This is a genomic window from Azospirillum cavernae, assembly GCF_003590795.1.
GTDB classification, from domain to species: Bacteria; Pseudomonadota; Alphaproteobacteria; order Azospirillales; family Azospirillaceae; genus Azospirillum; species Azospirillum cavernae.
Window position 1 is genome coordinate 515028 of the sequence record NZ_QYUL01000001.1, and the last position, 17476, is coordinate 532503.

The window sequence follows — 17476 nt, forward strand, 5'->3', positions numbered from 1 at the left end:
TTGGTTTCAGGGTTGCGCGCGTTTGATGAATTGGCGGAAGCGGTCGGTGCGGGGATGGGCGAACATCTCTTCCGACGGGCCTTCCTCCTCCACCAGACCTTGGTGCAGGAACAGGGTTCGGGTCGAGACGTGGCGGGCGAAGCCCATTTCATGGGTGACGACCAGCATGGTCCGGCCCTCTTCCGCCAGCCCGCGCATGACCTTCAGCACCTCCCCCACCAGTTCGGGGTCGAGGGCGGAGGTCGGTTCGTCGAACAGCAGAACCTCCGGGTGGGTGGCCAGGGCGCGGGCGATGGCGGCGCGCTGTTGCTGACCGCCCGACAGCACCGCCGGGTAGTCGTGCCGCTTGGCCGCCAACCCGACCTTGTCGAGCAAGGCTTCGGCCTCCTCGACGCAGTCCTTGCGGGGACGGCCCTGCACATGCACCGGGGCTTCGATGACGTTTTCCAGAATGGTCCGGTGGGACCACAGATTGAAGCTCTGGAACACCATGGCGGCGCGGGTGCGGACGCGGGTCAGTTGCGCCGGATCGGCGGGGACGGAGCGGCCATCGCTCCGTTGCCGCATCCGCACATGCTCGCCGCACAGGATGACGTCGCCGCTGTCGGGCGTTTCCAGGAAGTTGACGCAGCGGAGCAGGGTCGATTTTCCCGAGCCGGACGAGCCGAGGATCGACACCACGTCGCCTTCGTTGGCCTTCAGCGAGACGCCTTTCAGAACCTCGATCAGGCCGAAACTCTTGCGCAGCTTCACCAGCGCGATCTTCTCGACGGGTTTGGGGCGCCGCTGGGTTGGCGGCGCAATGTGCAGGGCCAGCGGCGGGCGTGTCGTCGCCATCATGCGGGGGTTCCGTTCTTGCGGGTGGTCGACAGCCGCCATTCCAGCAGCAGGACCGCGCGGGTCAGGATGAGGGTCAGCGCGAGGTAGATGAGTCCGGCGCAGGCGAAAATCTCAATCGACCGATAGGTTTCGGCGATCATCTTGCTGGCCAGTCCCGTCACCTCCATCATTGTGATGATCGACGCCAGGGAGGTGGCCTTCACCATCAAAATCAGTTCGTTGCTGTAGGCGGGCAACGCCTGCCGAATGGCCAGCGGCAGGATGACCCGCCGCAAACGCAACAGCGGGCGCATGCCGCAGGCGGTGGCGGCCTCCAACGCGCCGGGCGGAACCGACCCAAGCCCGCCCCGGATGATCTCGCTGGCGTAGGCCGCCGTGTTCATCGCCATGGCGAGAACGGCGCACCAATAGGGATCTCGGAAAAAGCTCCACAAACCAAGCTCTTGCAGGGTTGGGCGGAATTGCCCCAGGCCGTAATAGATCATGAAAAGCTGGATCAGCAGTGGCGTGCCCCGGAAGACGAAGACATAGGCGCGCGCCGGGGCGGACAGCAGCAGCGACCCCGACGCCTGCATCAAGGTCAACATCAGCGCCCCGCCGCCGCCGAGCAGGATCGAACTGACCGCAAGCTCCAGCGTCAGCGGCAGGCCGCCGAGCAGAGTGAGCAGGGTCGTCTGCAGAAAGGCGAAATCCATCAGGCCCTCCGGAACGGGCGCAGCGACCGGGTTTCGGCCCAGCGGAAGACCTGCCCCGACACCGAGGTGATGACGAGGTAGAGAACAAGGGCGGCGGAATAGAACAGGAAGGGCTGCCGGGTGGACCCCGCGCCGATCTGCGCCGCCCGCAGCAACTCCACCAGCCCGATCACCGAGATCAAGGCGGAATCCTTCAGGATGAGCTGCCAGACATTGCCCAATCCGGGCAGGGCGTGGCGCAGAACCTGCGGAACCAGAATACGGCGGAACATCAGGACATTCCGCATCCCGGCGGCGCGGGCGGCTTCGATCTGTCCGCGCGGGATGGCGTTGAAGGCCCCACGGAACACTTCGGCCTGATAGGCGGCGGACACCACGCCCAGCGCCAGGGTTCCGGTCAGGAAGACGGGCAGCCCGATGAAGCCGTCGTAACCGGCGGCGTGACCAGCCCAGGACAGAAGGCCGCTGCCGCCAAAATAGAACAGATAAATGACCAGGAGATCGGGAACCCCGCGCAGAATCGTGGTGACGGCGTCGGCCAGGGAACGGAGGACCAGCCCGCCGCCGATCCGGGCGTGCGCCAAGACGGCGCCGAACAGCGCGCCGACGGCCAACCCCGACAGGGACAGGGCGACCGTCATCAGGGCGGCGGACAGCAGGGGCTTGCCCCAGCCGTTCGGCCCCAGGAAAAGGTCGAAGGACGGCATCGCGTCGCGTTCCTTCCAGAATCATGGCGGAGAGGTCCGACGCGGCGGTGGACGCGCCGCGTCGGGGGTGGTCCGCAATGGAACGCCTCAGTTCAGGCTGGTCTTCAGCCACTTCTGGGCCAGCTTCTCGATGGTCCCATCGGCCTTGGCCGCCTGGATCGCCGTGTCGAACATCGCCTTCAGCGTGGCGTCGTCCTTGCGCAGGCCAACGGCGATGCCCTTGCCGAACACGCCGCCGACGAAGGTTGGGCCGGCCAGCGTGTAATTCTTGTAGTCTGGCTTCAGCAAAAGCGCGGTCAGAGAGCTTTTTTGCGCCATCACCCCGTCGATGCGGCCCGCCTGAAGGTCCAAATCATGCTGTTCGGTCGTCTTGTATTCGCGGACGGTGACGGACCCTTTGAGGTAGCTGTCGAGGAAATCGGTGTTTTTGGTCCCGGTCTGGGCGCCGATGGATTTTCCCTTCAGCGCGGCGGCGACGGGGGCCAGGGCGGCGTTGACCGCAGCGGGGTCGCCCCCCAGATCGACCGTGCTGTTCGCGCCGGGCAGCTTGGCGAGCGGGCCGCTTTTTTCCACCATGAAGGCGGCGGAGGTCGGGGCGTAGGGTTCGCTGAAGCTGATGACGCCCAAACGCTTTTCGGTGACGATCAACGAGGCCATGATCGCGTCGAATTTCCGGGCGTTCAACGCCGGGATCAGACCATCCCAATCCTGCGCGACGATGGCGCAGGTCACGCCCATCCGGGCGCACAGGTCGTTGGCCAGATCAACTTCCAACCCCTCCAGCTTGCCGCCCGCGCTGGTGAAGTTCCAGGGTTCGTAGGAGCCTTCGGTGGCGATGGTGATGGCGGTTGGTTTGGTTTGCGCGACCGCGCCGGTGGTGGCGACGGCGGCGGTGGCGAGCAGAACGGCGACCGTCAGAAAGCCTGTTTTCATCATGGATTTTCCCTGTTCATGGGGTGTGTTTTTTCGGACTGCGGGCCTTGTTTCGCCCGCTTTGCGGCGTGCCTTGGGGCGTCGCCGTTGGTTGGTTTGGCGGCGTCAGCCGCCGCCGCGTCTCCGTCGGGCGTCCGCCGCCAGACAGAGAATCTCGAAAAGGACTTGCGCGGCGATCTGCGCGGTGTTGCTGGTGGGGTCATACGGCGGCGCCACCTCCACCACGTCGCCGCCGATGATGTCGGCCCCGGACAACCCGCGCAGCAGCGCCAGCGCCTGCGACGAGGTCAGGCCGCCAACCTCCGGCGTGCCGGTCCCCGGCGCGAAGGCGGGATCCAGCCCGTCCACGTCGAAACTGACATAGGTCGGGCCGTCGCCGATCACCTGACGCGCCCGGTCGATCACCGCGCGGACGCCCATCGCCTCCACCTCTTCGGCGTGGATGACCGTCATGCCGGAGGCGAAGGAGAATTCCCAAAGATATTCCGAATTTCCGCGAATGCCGATCTGAACGGTGCGTTCGGGGTCCAAAACGCCGTCGAGAACGGCCTGTCGGAAGGGGCCGCCATGGTGAAATTTGCAGCCCTCGAACGAGCCGCCGGTGTCGCAATGGGCGTCGATGTGGATCATGCCGACCCGGCGGTCCCGTCCAATCGCGCGTAAGATGGGCAGACTGACCGAATGGTCGCCGCCAACCCCCAGCGGAACGGTTCCCGCCGCCACCATCCGCCCGACGAAATCCTCAATGTCCACATGGGCCTGGGCCAGATCGAAGCGGCTTTGGAACGGAACGTCGCCGACGTCGGCCACGGCGAACAGGCCGGACGGGACCAGTCCCAACACATGTTCGTAAGGGCCGACCCGCTCCACCGCGCGCACCGCCCGTGGCCCGAAACGCGCGCCGGAGCGGTTGGTCACGCCCAAATCCATTGGGATCCCGTACAGCGCCAGATCAACGCCCGCGAAATCCTGCGCCGCGTCGGGACGGTGCGGAGCCTTCAGCAAGGTGGCGATTCCGGCGAAAGGGGCGGGCCGCTTGTCGCCATCCTGAAAGACCAGCGACGCGACCTTGGCGAAGGCCGGATCCGTCACCTCATTCCCGGCGGCGTCGGCGTAGCGGCGTCGCAGACGCTGCAACTTCTCATCCGTGAACACACGCGTCTCCTGTCTCGCCGCCCAGCGCGGGGCGCGGATGCGGCAGCCGGTCGATGGTCGTGGCGCTCGTCCCTGCGTCTGTCTGGCCGGATGGGGTCCGGCTCTGCCAATTCCTTGTCAAACAAGCGCTTTCTGTGGCGCGCCCTTGACGGATACAAAATCGTATACAATCTTGGATCCGGTGACAAGCCCCTTTCCGGTGCGCTTGCCGGGGCGGCGGATAGGCCGTATCAAAGGGTGAGAGCGTGAGAAAACCGATGAGTGTGACGATGACGGCGACCGACAAGACCGAACCGGACCAGTCCGTGCGCCAGAAAACCTATGGCGAACTCAAGGCGCTGATCCTGTCCGGTCGTCTGCGCCCGTCGGAACGCTTGTCGGAAAGCCGCTTGGCCGAACGTTTGGGAGTCAGCCGGACGCCGCTGCGCGAAGCCCTGATGAAGCTGGAAAAGGAAGGGCTGGTGGTGGGCCAGCGCAACGTCGGCTACACGGTGGTCGACGTCGATTTGCCGACGGTGCGCAATCTGCTGGTCGTCCGGCAGGCGTTGGATGTGTGCGCCGCCGAACTGGCCTGCGTCGCCGCGACGGAGGAGGATTTCGACCGAATCCGCGCGATCATCGCGGAGATGGAGGAGTTGAACGGCTCCACCAGCGGGACCAGCGTGGACGCCGCCCGCGTGCTGGAGCTGGGTTTGCGCATTCACAAGGTGATCGCCGAGATCACCCGCAACGAGGCGCTGATCCGGGTGACGGACCAGATTTATCAACAGCTTCAACTGGCGCTGTTGCTGGAGGTTCTCTGGGTGGATCTGCATGATTCGGGGCTGGCGGAGCACCAGGACATCGCCAACGCGCTGTACGCCCGCGATCCGGCGGCGGCGGGGCGGGCCGCCCGGCTGCATGTGCAGCACAGCTTGGAAAACATGGCCAAGATTCAGGAGCTGTTCGAATTGCGCCGCGCCGCCGCCGTTCCATAATCCGCGCGTGACGCGGGCGCTGGGTGGCCTTGTCCTCGCCGCCCAGCGCCGACATCCTGCTTTTTAGAAGGTTACGATGGCGGTGATTTCCGCCAACGTGGTGTCCTTGCGCCCGCCCAACTGCTGGCGACCGCCTTCACCGGCGAAGAAGCGGCCAACCGCGCCGCTGACCAGAAGATTGGGCGTCGCCTGCCAATCGACGGCGAGGTTGACCTCGTTGCCGAAAGTGCTGGAGGTCACGCCGGTCGGCTTTTCATTGAAGCGGAAATTGTAGAACAGCCCGGTCAACGTCACCGTTTCCGACGGCTGCACGGCAATTTGGATGTTGTTGACCGACAAGTTGGAATTGACGTTGGGGAAATACTGCCCGGCGATTTCACCCTGCAACCAGGTTCCCCAGCGCGGGAAGGCGAGGTGCAAGGGGTCGAAGGCTTCGTTTTTCGCCGTGCCGCTCTTGTCGCCGCTGAAGCTGCTGTAGCGGTAGCTCAAGCGGGGCGTCCAGGGGAGATCCGACAGGGTGTAGGCGGCTTCCCCGTACCAGGCGCTGGCGTCGAGTTTGGTCGCCGAGCGGTTGTTGCGCTCCTTCACATACTCCGCCGACAGGCTGAGATCCGGGACGTTCGGCACGAAGGCGCCCTGCGCGCGCAGGCTGACAATGTCCATGCCCTTGCGCGACGCCAACCGGGAGTCGTCGATGTTCATGTAGGAGCCGCCGACGACCAGCTTGCCGTCCACCCCGCCCCGCCATTCCAGATTTCCGCCATAAATGACGTCGGAGAAGCTGTTCTTGTCGCTTTTCAGGCGAAAGAGGTCGAGGTGGACCGGCTTCACGTCAACCCGCGCGACGACGCTGGACAGGCCCCAGCCCCGACGCGGGCCAAGCCAGTAGCCGCCCATCCGCCCGGTGTCGAAAGTGCCGTCGCCAATGATGAAGCCGTCGCCGATCGTGAAGGGTTGGCGCCCGACGCTGACGTCGATGGCGTTGTCGCCCAGGCTGGGGAACAGGCTGCCCGACTTCCAACCGAGGAACAAATTGTCGACGTCGAAGCGGCCCTGCCGTCCCTGGACGTTGCCGCCCGCGTCGCCATCGCCGCCGGTGCCGCTGCCGACGATGCGGAAGCCGGTGTAGAGCGCGCCGACGGAGTCAGAATTGACGGTCACTTTGCCGCTGGGGGCGATGAAGGCCTCGGTCCAGTTGCGGTCCTTTTGCACGCCGCCATCGGGCTTGCGAACGCCGGCGCCAAGATTGGCGCTGCCGACGCTGAGCGCCGCGATTCCGGCGGTCAAGCCGCCTTCGACGGTCACGTTGCCCTGCTCCAGCAGGGTGACGTCCGCCTGCGCGGCTTGCGGCAGGGCGAGAAGCGCGGTGCTGACCAGGCACAGGGCTTTGAGCAGGCGCGCGCCGGGGTGCGGCGCGACGCGGGATGCGTTGCACATGGAAACCTCGTCTGTTCAATTTTGTGGGTGATTGGGACGGCGGCGGCCGTCGGCGTTTCGCCTTCGGTTCCGCCGCCGCCTTGGCGTACGCGTTTAGGTGGGATCGACGCCGACGACGCCCTTGATCTCCAGGAACTCGGCCAGACCGAATTCGGCGTATTCACGCCCGTTGCCGGATTGTCCGTAACCACCGAACGGCGCGCTGGGATCCCAGGCCGGGCCGTTCAGGTAGATGGTTCCCGCCCGCAACCGCCGGGCGACGGCGCCCGCCCGCTTCGGGTCGCCGGACTGCACGTAACCGGCCAGCCCATAGACGGTGTCGTTGGCGATGCGGATCGCGTCCTCCTCGTCCTGGTAGGTCAGGATGGACAGGACCGGGCCGAAGATTTCCTCGCGCGCGATGGTCATGTCGGGCGTCACGCGGCCAAAGATGGTCGGGCGGATGTAATAGCCGCGCTCCAGCCCGGCGGGACGGCCGGTTCCGCCGATCAGCAGGTCGGCCCCTTCGGCGACGCCAACCTCGATCATGCGTTGGATCTTCTGGAACTGCGTCGCGTTCGACACCGGGCCGAGCGCGCTGGCGGGGTCGAGCGGATCGCCGACCGTGATGTCGGCGGCGGCGGCGACCGCCAGTTCGGCGACCGCCTCATACTGCGCCGCCGACACCAGCAGGCGGGTCGGCGCGTTGCAGGATTGGCCGCTGTTGCTGAAGCAGCGCTGCACCGCCTCCGTCACCGCCTTGGGCAGATCGGCGTCGGGCAGGATGATGTTGGCGGATTTGCCGCCCAGCTCTTGCGTCACCCGCTTGACCGTGTCGGCGGCCAGCTTGGCGACGGCGACGCCCGCGCGGGTCGATCCGGTGAAGGACACCAGGTCGATGTCCGGGTGCGCGGCGATGACCTGGCCGACGCCCGGTCCGTCGCCCTGGACCAGATTGAACACGCCGGGGGGAACGCCCGCCGCGTGCATCACCTCGGCGAAGATGGCGGCGTTGACCGGGGCCAACTCGCTGGGCTTCAGAACCATGGTGCAACCGGCGGCGATGGCGGGGGCCACCTTGCAGACGATCTGATTCATCGGCCAGTTCCACGGCGTGATGAATCCGGCGACGCCGGCCGGCTCCCGCAGGATCCGCAGGTCGCCCCGCTTTTCCTCGAACGCGAAGGAGCGGGCCGTCTTGATCGTCTGGTGCAGATGCGCCGCGCCGATTCCGGCCTGGACCTGACGGGCGAAGCCCTGCGGCGCGCCCATTTCCTGGCTCATCGCGTCGCCAAGATCGGCGATGCGGGCCTCATAGGCCGCCAGAATGGCCACAAGAAGGTCAATGCGCTCCGTCGGGGTCGTCTGCGAAAAGCTGGCGAACGCCCGCCGCGCCGCCGCCACGGCGCGGTCCACGTCGGCGGCATTGCCAAGCGCCACTTGGGCGAAGGCCTCCTCGGTCGCCGGGTTGATGACGTCGATCAGGCGCGGCGCGTCGGGCGCCGTCCATTGACCGTCGATGTAGAACTGGGTGGTGTTCGCCATGGGATGTTATCCGTGAGACAGGGAGTGAGACGAAGCCTGGACCGTTTCGCCGGTCGAGCGCCAGCGCGCCCAACCATAGGCCGCCGCTGAGACCAAAAACAAAGCGACGCCTTCGACCACGACGGCGCCATAGCCGCTCCAATCAATGGTGTAACCCGCCAGCAACGGCCCCAGCGCGGCGCCGCCGCCGATAATCATGTTCGACAGGATGACCATGGCGCCGTGTTCATCGGAGTCGGCCAGCGCGGCCAGCAGCATCGGCAGCAGAAAGGCCCAGAGGATTTGCAGCAGGATCGTGGCGGCGGAGAAGGACAGGTGATCCTTGGTCAGCGCCAGCGCCGCCAGACAACCGATCAAACCGACGTAGCTGCCGATGGACCAACGGCCTTGCCAAGCGCTTCCGCCGGTGTAAGAGGCCAGGAAGGAGCCGATGACGCTCACTCCCATCGCGCCGGAGGTCAGGATGCCGATTTCGGCTTCGGAAAAGCCGATCTCGGAACCGGGGATGCCCAGAAAGGCCCAGCCGCCGCCGATGGCCACGTAAAAGCAGAAGATCGCCAGCATGTTCAAACGGGCCGCCGGGCGCGTCGGCTGGCCGTCCGCTTGCGGCGGCAGCATTTTGTCGGCCTGGAAGCCGTTCAAAAAGGGCAGGGCGACCAGGGCGGCCAGGGCGAGCGCGCCGTAAAGGCCGCCCAGCCCGGTTTTGGGGAACAGGTCGGGCAGATACAGCAGGCCCGCCGCCGCCGTCACCGTCTGCCCGCCGGTCCAGAAGGCGAAGGAGCGCGGCGGGTTTTCCGACCGCGCGGCGGCCAGCAGGCACACCACCGACAGAACGCCGCCCGCCGCCCCGGCGACGACGCGCGCGGCGAGAAACCAAGAGATCGTGGTGGTGGCCGCCGACAGCAGATTGGCGAGGATGAAGACCAGCGTCGCCAGCGCGACCAGACGGCGCGGGGTCATCGCGCGCAGCATCCGCACCGCCGGGATCGAAATCAGCGAGGCGCCGGCGAGTTCACCGGCCATCAACAGGCCGATGGTTCCCGGCGACCAGTCCATTTGAACGGCCATCTGCCCGGCGATCACCGGCGAGATCAAAAAGGTGTAAGGTCCGACCAGGCCGAACAGCGTGATCGCGGCCACCGACAGATGGCTGTCGCTGGGCGCCGTTGAAGAGTTCATGCTCTGTCTCCCAGATTGCTTTGTGCCGATTGTTCCTGTTCAACGGCATTCCTTTTTCAGCCAAGGGTTGGGCGTGGCCGCTGGAATGTCCATGTCGTTTTCTGCTTCATCATAAGCGTCGGCGAAAACCGGGCGCGCCGTCGATCCTTCCGGGTCGGACGCGGCCAATCTCCACGATCAAAGACCGCGCGGTTCCTGATCCACGAGGGTCGATTTTGGCCCTGTCGCAAAAATATAGTCAAATGACCAAATCGTTTGACCAAGATGCAGAGGGGGTGATATCGGTGTCAAGAGAAACATGAACAAAAAAAGCCCCGCTCGGCTGTGAACAGGCGCCGTCACCGGCGCGCCGACGGGGGAGGCCGAACGACAAGGGAATGAGCGAACATGAGCAAGGACGCTTCCTGGCATTCCGACTCCGCGCGCACCGACTCCTCACATACCGACTCCTCACCGTCCGAACCCTGGCGCTGGGACGCCGTGACCCTGGCCGGACGGCTGGCGCGGCGCGAGTTGTCGGCGCGCGAGGCTGCCCAGAGCTGTCTGGATCGGCTGGACGCGGTGAATCCGCAGATCAACGCGGTGGTCGATGATCCGCGCTGCTCCGCGCTCGCCGCCGCCGATCAGGCCGACGCGCGGGCCGCCACCGGCGCGGCCTTGCCGCCGCTGCATGGCGTGCCGGTGACGACGAAGATCAACGTCGATCAGATCGGCGCGGCCACCACCAACGGCGTCAGCGCCTTCACGGGCTTGATCGCCGACAGCGACAGCCCGCCCATCGCCAATCTGCGCAAGGCGGGCGCGGTGTTTGTCGGGCGGACCAACGCGCCGCCCTTTTCCCTGCGCTGGTTCACCGACAACGAGCCGCATGGGCTGACGTTGAATCCCTGGGATCCGACGCGCAACGTCGGCGGGTCGAGCGGCGGCGCGGCGGCGGCGGTGGCGACGGGCGTCGGCCCGATCGCCCATGGCAATGATCTGGCCGGGTCGGCCCGACTGCCCGCCAGCGCCTGCGGCGTCTATGGTCTGCGGCCCACCACCGGACGCGTTCCCGCCTTCAACCCGACCGGCAAGGCGGAACGGTCGCTGTGCCTGCAATTGGGGGCGACGCAAGGGTTGTTGGCCCGCTCGGTGCGGGACATCCGCTTGGGGTTGTCGGCCATGAGCGCCCGCGACCCGCGCGATCCCTGGTGGGTTCCCGCCCCGCTGGACATGGACGGCGACCGGGACACGCAGCGGGTGGCGCTTTACACCGGCGAGTCGGACTATGACGTCGATCCCGCCGTGTCCGCCGCCCTGCGGCAGGCCGGGGATTGGCTGAGCGACGCCGGTTACAGCGTGGAGGAGGCGGAGCCGCCCCGCTTCGTCGAAGCGGCGGATCTGTGGATGACCCTGCTGGGCAACGAGATCCGCAGCCCGGCGATGCAGGCGGCCTTGGCGCTGGGCGACGATGGCTTGCGGCGGTCCCAGGATCTGACGATCCAGTGGGCGCCCGCGCTGTCGGCGGACGAGATGCTGGCGGGCTTGGCGACGCGGACGACGCTGCAACGCGCCTGGACCCTGTTTTTCGAGCGTTACCCGCTGCTGCTGGTTCCCACCTCCTGGCGGCTGCCCTTCCCTGTGGCTCATGACGTGGCGGGGCCGGAGGAGGCGCGGGAGATTCTGCGCGCGCACAGCCCGTGCAGCGCCACGGCCATGCTGGGCGTTCCGGCGATCTCCGTTCCGGTCGCGCGCGCGCCGCTGCCCATCGGGATTCAACTGGTCGGGGCGCGTTTCCGCGATGGGCTGTGTCTGGCCGCCGCCGCCGCGTTGGAGGAGCGCATTGGCGCGATCCGCCCCATCGACCCGGTGGGGTTGTCAAAAACGCTCGTATGAACTGGTCGTTTGACCTATTTTCGGTTCCCCGCTGATCCACTTGAGATCGGCGCCGGTCTTGTCGTCGTGGGAAGGGGAACCGAATCGTGTTGCGGAGTCCAAAAAGTGAGGAAAAGCGCGAAGCGATCTTGCAAGCGGCGGTCGCCGTCATCGCCAAGAATGGCGTGCATGGCGCCACCACGCGGAAAATCGCCGCCGAAGCGGGAATAAACCTCGCCACGCTGCATTACCAGTTCGAGAACAAGGAAGCGATTCTGCTCAGCGTTCTGGGCCATCTGGCCTCGAAATACCGGCAGAATCTGGAGCAGACCTTTGACAAGCCGGAACCCTTGCGGGACCGGATCGACCGTCTGCTGACCCATATCTGGGGGGAGATCCAGAAGAACCCGCACGAGCAACTGACGCTGTTCGATCTGACGCTCTACGCCCTGACCACGCCGGGATCGGAATGGATGGGGAAGAAGAAGTACGACGAGTATCAGTTGCTCTACCGGGACGCTCTGGCCTCCTCCAGCGAAATCACCGCCGGTTCGTCGGAGATTGATCTCGACGCCCTGACCAACTTCATCTTCACGGGCTTCATCGGGATCGTTCTGCAATGGCTGGCCACCGCCAACACGCCCCGCGCGCGGCAGCAGATCCAAACCCTCGTCACCGCCGCGCAGCGCGTGTTCCTATGATCCATCCCTGAATCATTCGGAGACACCATGGCCTCTTCACCCCTGCACATCGCCATCATCGGCGCCGGTTTCGCCGGGCTGACCGCCGCGCGCGCCCTGAAGGCCGCCGGTCACACCGTCACCATCCTCGAAGCGCGGGACCGGGTGGGCGGACGCGTCCACACCAAGGCGGCGGCGGATGGAACGCCGGTGGACGTCGGCGGGCAATGGATCGGTCTCGGCCAGGACCGGGTTCTGGCGCTGGCCGAAGAGTTGGGGGTTGAGACCTTCGCGTCCTATGAAACCGGCGAAAATCTTTGCCTGTTCAACGGCGAACTGATGCGTTTCTCCGGCATTCTGCCGCCCCACGCGCCCGAAGCGGTGGCTGAAACGGAGGCGACCTTCCAGGCGCTGGACGAATTGGCGGCGACGGTGGACGCGGAGCGGCCCTGGACCTCGCCAAACGCGAAGGAACTGGACAGCCAGACTTTCGAGGCGTGGATCGAACGCACGGCGACCGGGCCGGAGGCGCGTTTCTGGATGCGTTTCCTCGCCAAATCGGTTCTGGCAGCGGATTCGCGCGAGCTGTCGTTGCTGCATGTGCTGTTTTATGTGAAGTCCGGCGGCGGGCTGGCCAGCCTCATCAGCATGTCGGGCGGCGCGCAGGAGCGGCGCTTCACCCGTGGCGCCCAGCATCTGGCCGAGCGTCTGGCCGAGGATGTCCAGGCGGAGTTGCGCCTCAACACGCCGGTCCTGGCGTTGCATCAGGACGGTCACGGCGTCGTGGTCGAGCATGCGGGCGGCTCCTTGCTGGCCGACCGGGTGGTGGTGACGTTGCCGCCGACCCTGGCCGGTCGTCTGCGCTATTCCCCCGCCTTGCCCGGCGCGCGCGACCATCTGACCCAGCGGATGCCGATGGGCGCCTGCATCAAGATCCAGTGTTTCTATGCCCGGCCCTTCTGGCGTGACGCGGGCCTGTCCGGCATGGCGATCAACGAGTCCGGGCCGATCAGCCTTGTCTATGACAACTCCCCGGCCTCCGGCGCGCCCGGCGTTCTGGTCGCCTTCATCGAGGGGGAGGAGGCGAAGGAATGGACCAACCGCAGCGCCGCCGACCGTCAAGCGGCGGTTCTGGACGCGCTGGTTCGCCTGTTCGGCCCGGCGGCGGCGGACATTCAGGAATACATCGAGCAATCCTGGCTGGAGGAAGAGTTTTCGCGTGGCGGCTATGGCGGTTTTCTGGTGCCCGGCGCCTGGACCACGTTGGGACCGGCCTTGCTGCAACCTTGCGGCCGCATCCATTGGGCCGGGACCGAAACCGCCAGCCAATGGGCGGGTTACATGGATGGCGCGATCCGGTCGGGCGAGCGCGTCGCGGCGGAAATTCTGGCCGTTTCGACGGCTCAATAACGTCTGGCCGTTTCAGCGGCTCAAAAACGATTGAACAGGGAAAGCTTTCCATGGTTGACAGCGCGAAGCTCGCTCGCCTGCGCGAGCGTTACGGCGCGGCCTCGCCCGCCGATTTCTTCGATCCCCATTTCCAACAGGTCGCGGCGGCGGTGTTCCAGGGGGCCGAGGCGCCCCGCCCGCCCTACAGCGACGTGGGCACGCTGCTGGACGCGCCGCTGCGCCTTGATCTTGCCGCGTTGCCCGATTTCGGCGGGCTGGACATGGCGCTCATCGGCATTCCGCTGGATTTGGGCGTGACCAACCGGGCGGGCGCCCGCTTTGGCCCGCGCGCCGTGCGCGGCGTGGACCGCATCGGCCCCTACGACCATGTGCTGCGCATGGCCCCCGCGACCGAGATCAAGGTGGCGGACATCGGCGACGTGCCGTTTGGCAATTACCTCAGCCACGACTCCTGCCACGCCGACATTCAGGCGTTCTACGGGCGGATCAAGGACGCCGGGGTGATTCCGTTGAGCGTCGGCGGCGATCATTCCGTCAGCGCGTCCATTCTGAAAAATCTGGGCCGGTCGGAGCCGGTCGGCCTGATCCATTTCGACGCCCATTGCGACACCAGCGGCGTCGGCGACGGCGCCCGTTTCCACCACAGCGGCCCCTTCCGCACGGCGGTTCTGGACGGCGTTCTCGACCCGGACCGGACCATTCAGATCGGCATCCGGGGCAGCGCCGAGTTCTTTTGGGAGTTCTCCTACGAATCCGGCATGACCGTTTTGCACGCCGAGGACGTCCAGGAGATGGGCCTGAAGGCCGTGATCGCCAAGGCGCGCGCGGTGGTTGGGGACGGGCCGGTCTATGTGTCGTTCGACGTCGATTGCCTGGATCCGGTCTTCGCCCCCGGCACCGGCACCCCGGAGGTCGGTGGCCTGACCTCGCGCGAGGCGTTGACCATTTTGCGTGGGCTGGACGGCTTGGACGTGATCGGCGCCGACGTGGTGGAGGTCGCGCCGCAGTATGACCCGACCAGCAACACCGCCCAGGTGGCGGCCCAGATCCTGTTTGTGGAATTGTGCCTCGCCACACGGGCCTTGCAGCGCCGCCGACAGGGCGGGTGACGGGGACAAACCCAGATGCCGCCCCCATCCCCGATCCAAAGGGGGGATGAGGGCGGCCTTGGAGAATCCTTGTCAGGGCGTGTCGAGGAGCGAGCCTTCGCTCAATGGGCGAGCGTCGCCGACGCGCGGATCGGCTCGCCCGCATCGCCCCGGCGGCGCAGGGTGAACACGGCGACCGACGCCAGCAGGGCGGGCGCCACGGCGGCCAGGATGACGCCCTGCGCGCTCCAACCGGCGCCCAGCAGCGCGCCGCCCGCCACTGGGCCGATGATCGAGCCGATGCGGCCGACGCCCAGCGCCCAACCCACGCCGGTCGAGCGGATCGCCGTCGGGTAGATTCCGGCGGCCAGCGCGTTCATGCCGATCTGCGCGCCGACCACGCCGAAACCCGCCAGGAAGATCGCGGGCATCAGCAGCCACAAGTCGTGCGCGCCATAGGCCACGCCGACGATAAACAGGGCCGACGCGGCGTAGGCGCTTCCCAGCACCAGATGCGGGTTCATGTGGTCGATCATCCGGCCCAGGCACACGGCGCCGACGACGCCACCCAAATTCAGCACGGCGGTGGACAGGATCGCCGTTTGGATCGGCATGCCGCTGCTGCGCAGCAGGGACGGCAGCCAATTGACCAGGAAATACATGACCAGCAGATTCATAAAGAAAGCGGCCCACAGCAGCAGGGTGGTGCGGGCGCGGCCCTCCTGGAACAGTTGGACGACGGTGAAGCCGCTCGCCTTCGGTTCGTTCAAGGCGTAGATGGTCTCGGCGGTGGCCGGTGCCGCGCGTTCGGGATCCAGGCGGCGCAAAATGCCGTCAATCCGCGCCGCCGGGGCGCCGCTGGCGACCAGATAGCGAACGGATTCCGGCAGCCAAACTACCAGAACCAGCAGCACCGCCAACGGCGCGACGCCGCCGACGATGAACACCGACGGCCAACCATAGGCGGCGATCAACGGGGCGCTGATGACGCCGCCGACGGTCGAACCAAAGGGAAAGCCGCAAAACATGACCGTCACCAGCGTGGCCCGCAGCCGCGTCGGCGCGTATTCCGAGGTCAGCGCGATGATGTTGGGCATGGCCCCGCCCAGCCCGACGCCGGTCAAAAACCGATAGACCAACAGCTCGTTCATCGACCCAGCCCACGCCGTCACCAGCGAGAAGACGCCGAAGATCAGCATCGACAGCAGGATGACGCTTTTGCGCCCGAAGCGGTCCGCCGCCGGGCTGAGGATGAAGGCGCCGACGGTCAGACCGGCAAGGCCGGCGCCGAAGATCGGGCCGAAACCAGCGACGCTCATCCCCCAATGTTCGGCGATGACCGGCGCCACATAGGCGATGGCCTGCGTGTCGAAACCGTCCAGAAGCGCGATCAGCGCGCACAGCGCGGTAATCATGAATTGAAACCGACCGAACCGCGCGCGTTCAATGGCGGCGGTCACGTCAATGACGTGCTGCTTGGGCATTGTGCCCTCCCGTTTGTTTGCGTTGTTTGGTGGTCAGATCGGATCGTTGTCCGACCGACCGGCGGGCGTCTCGAAACCGCCGGTCGGATGCCTCCCCTGCGCGGAGAGGGTTCAGCCGCGCGCTTCGCGGTAAAGGCCCAGCTTTTCCTGCGCGGTGCGGTCGGAATAGGCGAACAGGACAAGCTCGCGGTCGGCCTGGAACGTCACCTCGTCCCAACTGGGCGCGACGATGACGTCGCGTTCGGAAAGGGTGAAGTCTTTGGATCCGATGCGGGCGTGGCCCTGTCCCTCGACGACGACGAACACGGTCCCGTCGGTGGAGCGGCGCGGTTTGGTGGCGAACCCCCTGGGCAGCAGGCGGACATGAGCCGAGATGGTCGGCATGACCGCCTCGCCGTCGAACGGGTTCAGGAACTCCAAAGCGTGGCCGATCCAGGGATCCGGCGTCTCCGCCGCCGCCAGCGCGGCCAGACTCGCCCGCCATTCCAGGTAAGGGTAGTGGAACAGCGGCTGATGGGCCGGTCGGCGGTCGGCGGTGGCGCCGCGCAGCGGGCGCATGTTGCGGCCATAGCGGGCCAAACTGTCGCCGGGCCGCACGGTTTCGGGGTGGGCGGGTTGCCCCAACTGCTCGGCGAAGCTGGCGTCGAAATGGCGGACGGTCGGAATGTCCAGCCCGTCCAGCCAGATCATTGGCTTGGATGACTCGTTGCCGTGGTCGTGCCATTGCCAGTTCGGAGTCAGCACGAGGTCGAAGGGGTTCATCACCACCTTTTCACCATCCACCGACGTGTGGGCGCCGCCGCCCTCCAGGACGAAGCGCAACGCGCATTGGCTGTGGCGATGGCAGGGGGCGATTTCGCCGGGCAGGATCAATTGCAACCCGGCGTAGAGGCTGGTGGTGATTCCGGCGGTCCCCGGCGTGCCGGGATTCTCCAGGATCAACACGCGGCGTTCGGCCTTTTCCGCGCTGATGAGATCACCGGCGCGCAGCAGATAGGCGCGGGCCGTGTCGTAATCCCAGCGGGCCGCCACGGTCGGCGCGCGCGGCGTCGGCGTGACCAGCGCGCTCAGAACCTCCCACAGCGGGTAAAGATGCTGGGGCCGCATCTCCTCATACAGAGCGTGGAGTTGGGTGGCGTTGTCGTTGCTCAAGCTGGGGGAATGGCTGTCGGGCGACATGGCGGCGGCTCCCTATGCGACCTGGACGTGGAGGAATCCGTCCTCCAGCTTCACCGGGAAGCTGCGGAGCGCGACGGTGCAGGGCGCGCCGACGGCGGCGCCGGTGCGGACGTCGAACAGGCCCTGGTGCAACGGGCATTCGATCAAATGCCCGTCCAGATAGCCGTCCGACAGAAAGGCCTGCCCATGGGTGCAGACGTCCGACGTGGCGTAATAAACGCCGTCCACGGCGTAGAGGGCGAGGCGCTGGCCGCCAGCCTGCGCGCGCGCGACTCCATCCCGCGTGACGGCGGCGGCTTCGATGGTTTTGACCCAGGTGACGGTTGTGGTCATG

Annotated in this window: 16 protein-coding genes; 5 read left to right on the forward strand and 11 right to left on the reverse strand. The window is 66.5% G+C overall.

Translation table 11 applies throughout. From position 1 onward, the window contains the following. Nucleotides 1-6: 6 nt before the first annotated feature. From D3877_RS02465 to speB (D3877_RS02485), 5 genes are all read right to left on the reverse strand, one after another. Entirely contained in the window at nt 7-837 is an 831-nt protein-coding gene (locus tag D3877_RS02465) for an ABC transporter ATP-binding protein (protein ID WP_119830742.1), read from the reverse strand. Further along, nucleotides 837-1535 (reverse strand): ABC transporter permease, encoded by a 699-nt coding sequence (locus D3877_RS02470; RefSeq protein ID WP_119829178.1) that lies wholly within the window; start codon nt 1533-1535, stop codon nt 837-839. The genes D3877_RS02465 and D3877_RS02470 overlap by 1 nt, the downstream gene beginning before the upstream one ends. Continuing rightward, nucleotides 1535-2242, reverse strand: coding sequence for an ABC transporter permease (locus D3877_RS02475; RefSeq protein ID WP_119829179.1), 708 nt, complete (start codon nt 2240-2242; stop codon nt 1535-1537). The genes D3877_RS02470 and D3877_RS02475 overlap by 1 nt, the downstream gene beginning before the upstream one ends. Nucleotides 2243-2329: 87 nt before the next feature. Continuing rightward, nucleotides 2330-3178, reverse strand: a complete 849-nt coding sequence (locus tag D3877_RS02480; RefSeq protein WP_238474694.1) for a transporter substrate-binding domain-containing protein — start codon at nt 3176-3178, stop codon at nt 2330-2332. A 102-nt stretch (nt 3179-3280) separates the two neighbouring features. Continuing rightward, the gene (gene speB / locus D3877_RS02485) at nt 3281-4312 is read right to left on the reverse strand and encodes an agmatinase (protein ID WP_420796877.1); all 1032 of its coding nucleotides are present in this window, start codon (nt 4310-4312) and stop codon (nt 3281-3283) included. A 275-nt stretch (nt 4313-4587) separates the two neighbouring features. On the opposite strand from speB (D3877_RS02485), the gene D3877_RS02490 reads away from it, so the two are divergent. Further along, complete coding sequence (locus D3877_RS02490; protein ID WP_199720682.1) at nt 4588-5307, forward strand: GntR family transcriptional regulator; 720 nt, start codon at nt 4588-4590, stop codon at nt 5305-5307. Between the two features lie 63 nt (nt 5308-5370). On the opposite strand, the gene D3877_RS02495 is transcribed toward D3877_RS02490, so the two are convergent. The 3 genes from D3877_RS02495 to D3877_RS02505 form a co-directional block, all read right to left on the reverse strand. Next, nucleotides 5371-6744: an alginate export family protein gene (locus tag D3877_RS02495; RefSeq protein WP_119829182.1), complete on the reverse strand. Its 1374-nt coding sequence runs from the start codon at nt 6742-6744 to the stop codon at nt 5371-5373. Nucleotides 6745-6837: 93 nt separating this feature from the next. Further along, nucleotides 6838-8268 carry an aldehyde dehydrogenase family protein gene (locus D3877_RS02500; RefSeq protein WP_119829183.1) on the reverse strand — a complete coding sequence of 477 codons (1431 nt, stop codon included), beginning with the start codon at nt 8266-8268 and terminating at the stop codon, nt 6838-6840. Between the two features lie 6 nt (nt 8269-8274). Beyond that, on the reverse strand, nt 8275-9447 hold the full coding sequence (locus D3877_RS02505) for an MFS transporter (RefSeq protein ID WP_119829184.1): 1173 nt from the start codon (nt 9445-9447) through the stop codon (nt 8275-8277). A 387-nt stretch (nt 9448-9834) separates the two neighbouring features. Here D3877_RS02505 and D3877_RS02510 point away from each other — a divergent pair, with 387 nt between their 5' ends. The 4 genes from D3877_RS02510 (at nt 9835) to speB (D3877_RS02525) (ending at nt 14500) form a co-directional block, all read left to right on the forward strand. Beyond that, the gene (locus D3877_RS02510) at nt 9835-11322 is read left to right on the forward strand and encodes an amidase (protein ID WP_119829185.1); all 1488 of its coding nucleotides are present in this window, start codon (nt 9835-9837) and stop codon (nt 11320-11322) included. An 86-nt stretch (nt 11323-11408) separates the two neighbouring features. Further along, nucleotides 11409-12002, forward strand: a complete 594-nt coding sequence (locus D3877_RS02515; protein ID WP_238474695.1) for a TetR/AcrR family transcriptional regulator — start codon at nt 11409-11411, stop codon at nt 12000-12002. Between the two features lie 27 nt (nt 12003-12029). After that, complete coding sequence (locus D3877_RS02520) at nt 12030-13391, forward strand: flavin monoamine oxidase family protein (RefSeq protein ID WP_119829187.1); 1362 nt, start codon at nt 12030-12032, stop codon at nt 13389-13391. A 50-nt stretch (nt 13392-13441) separates the two neighbouring features. Further along, a complete protein-coding gene (gene speB / locus D3877_RS02525) occupies nt 13442-14500 on the forward strand; it encodes an agmatinase (protein ID WP_119829188.1) in 1059 nt (352 codons plus the stop codon). A 101-nt stretch (nt 14501-14601) separates the two neighbouring features. Here speB (D3877_RS02525) and D3877_RS02530 read toward each other — a convergent pair whose 3' ends face one another. The 3 genes from D3877_RS02530 to D3877_RS02540 form a co-directional block, all read right to left on the reverse strand. After that, nucleotides 14602-15963 carry an MFS transporter gene (locus D3877_RS02530; RefSeq protein ID WP_119829189.1) on the reverse strand — a complete coding sequence of 454 codons (1362 nt, stop codon included), beginning with the start codon at nt 15961-15963 and terminating at the stop codon, nt 14602-14604. 111 nt (nt 15964-16074) lie between these two features. Then, nucleotides 16075-17142 carry a gentisate 1,2-dioxygenase gene (gene gtdA / locus D3877_RS02535; RefSeq protein WP_119829190.1) on the reverse strand — a complete coding sequence of 356 codons (1068 nt, stop codon included), beginning with the start codon at nt 17140-17142 and terminating at the stop codon, nt 16075-16077. A 12-nt stretch (nt 17143-17154) separates the two neighbouring features. Beyond that, nucleotides 17155-17475 (reverse strand): non-heme iron oxygenase ferredoxin subunit, encoded by a 321-nt coding sequence (locus tag D3877_RS02540; protein ID WP_119829191.1) that lies wholly within the window; start codon nt 17473-17475, stop codon nt 17155-17157. Nucleotide 17476 lies beyond the last annotated feature (1 nt).

What these genes read in the sequence shown, in the direction of transcription:
- D3877_RS02500 (WP_119829183.1), bottom strand. Translation starts at nt 8,268, where the DNA reads ATGGCGAACACCACCCAGTTCTACATCGACGGTCAATGGACGGCGCCC.
- D3877_RS02490 (WP_199720682.1), top strand. Translation starts at nt 4,588, where the DNA reads ATGAGTGTGACGATGACGGCGACCGACAAGACCGAACCGGACCAGTCC.
- D3877_RS02465 (WP_119830742.1), bottom strand. Translation starts at nt 837, where the DNA reads ATGGCGACGACACGCCCGCCGCTGGCCCTGCACATTGCGCCGCCAACC.
- D3877_RS02540 (WP_119829191.1), bottom strand. Translation starts at nt 17,475, where the DNA reads ATGACCACAACCGTCACCTGGGTCAAAACCATCGAAGCCGCCGCCGTC.
- D3877_RS02520 (WP_119829187.1), top strand. Translation starts at nt 12,030, where the DNA reads ATGGCCTCTTCACCCCTGCACATCGCCATCATCGGCGCCGGTTTCGCC.
- D3877_RS02480 (WP_238474694.1), bottom strand. Translation starts at nt 3,178, where the DNA reads ATGATGAAAACAGGCTTTCTGACGGTCGCCGTTCTGCTCGCCACCGCC.
- speB (WP_119829188.1), top strand. Translation starts at nt 13,442, where the DNA reads ATGGTTGACAGCGCGAAGCTCGCTCGCCTGCGCGAGCGTTACGGCGCG.
- D3877_RS02495 (WP_119829182.1), bottom strand. Translation starts at nt 6,744, where the DNA reads ATGTGCAACGCATCCCGCGTCGCGCCGCACCCCGGCGCGCGCCTGCTC.
- D3877_RS02470 (WP_119829178.1), bottom strand. Translation starts at nt 1,535, where the DNA reads ATGGATTTCGCCTTTCTGCAGACGACCCTGCTCACTCTGCTCGGCGGC.
- D3877_RS02505 (WP_119829184.1), bottom strand. Translation starts at nt 9,447, where the DNA reads ATGAACTCTTCAACGGCGCCCAGCGACAGCCATCTGTCGGTGGCCGCG.
- gtdA (WP_119829190.1), bottom strand. Translation starts at nt 17,142, where the DNA reads ATGTCGCCCGACAGCCATTCCCCCAGCTTGAGCAACGACAACGCCACC.
- D3877_RS02510 (WP_119829185.1), top strand. Translation starts at nt 9,835, where the DNA reads ATGAGCAAGGACGCTTCCTGGCATTCCGACTCCGCGCGCACCGACTCC.
- D3877_RS02530 (WP_119829189.1), bottom strand. Translation starts at nt 15,963, where the DNA reads ATGCCCAAGCAGCACGTCATTGACGTGACCGCCGCCATTGAACGCGCG.
- D3877_RS02475 (WP_119829179.1), bottom strand. Translation starts at nt 2,242, where the DNA reads ATGCCGTCCTTCGACCTTTTCCTGGGGCCGAACGGCTGGGGCAAGCCC.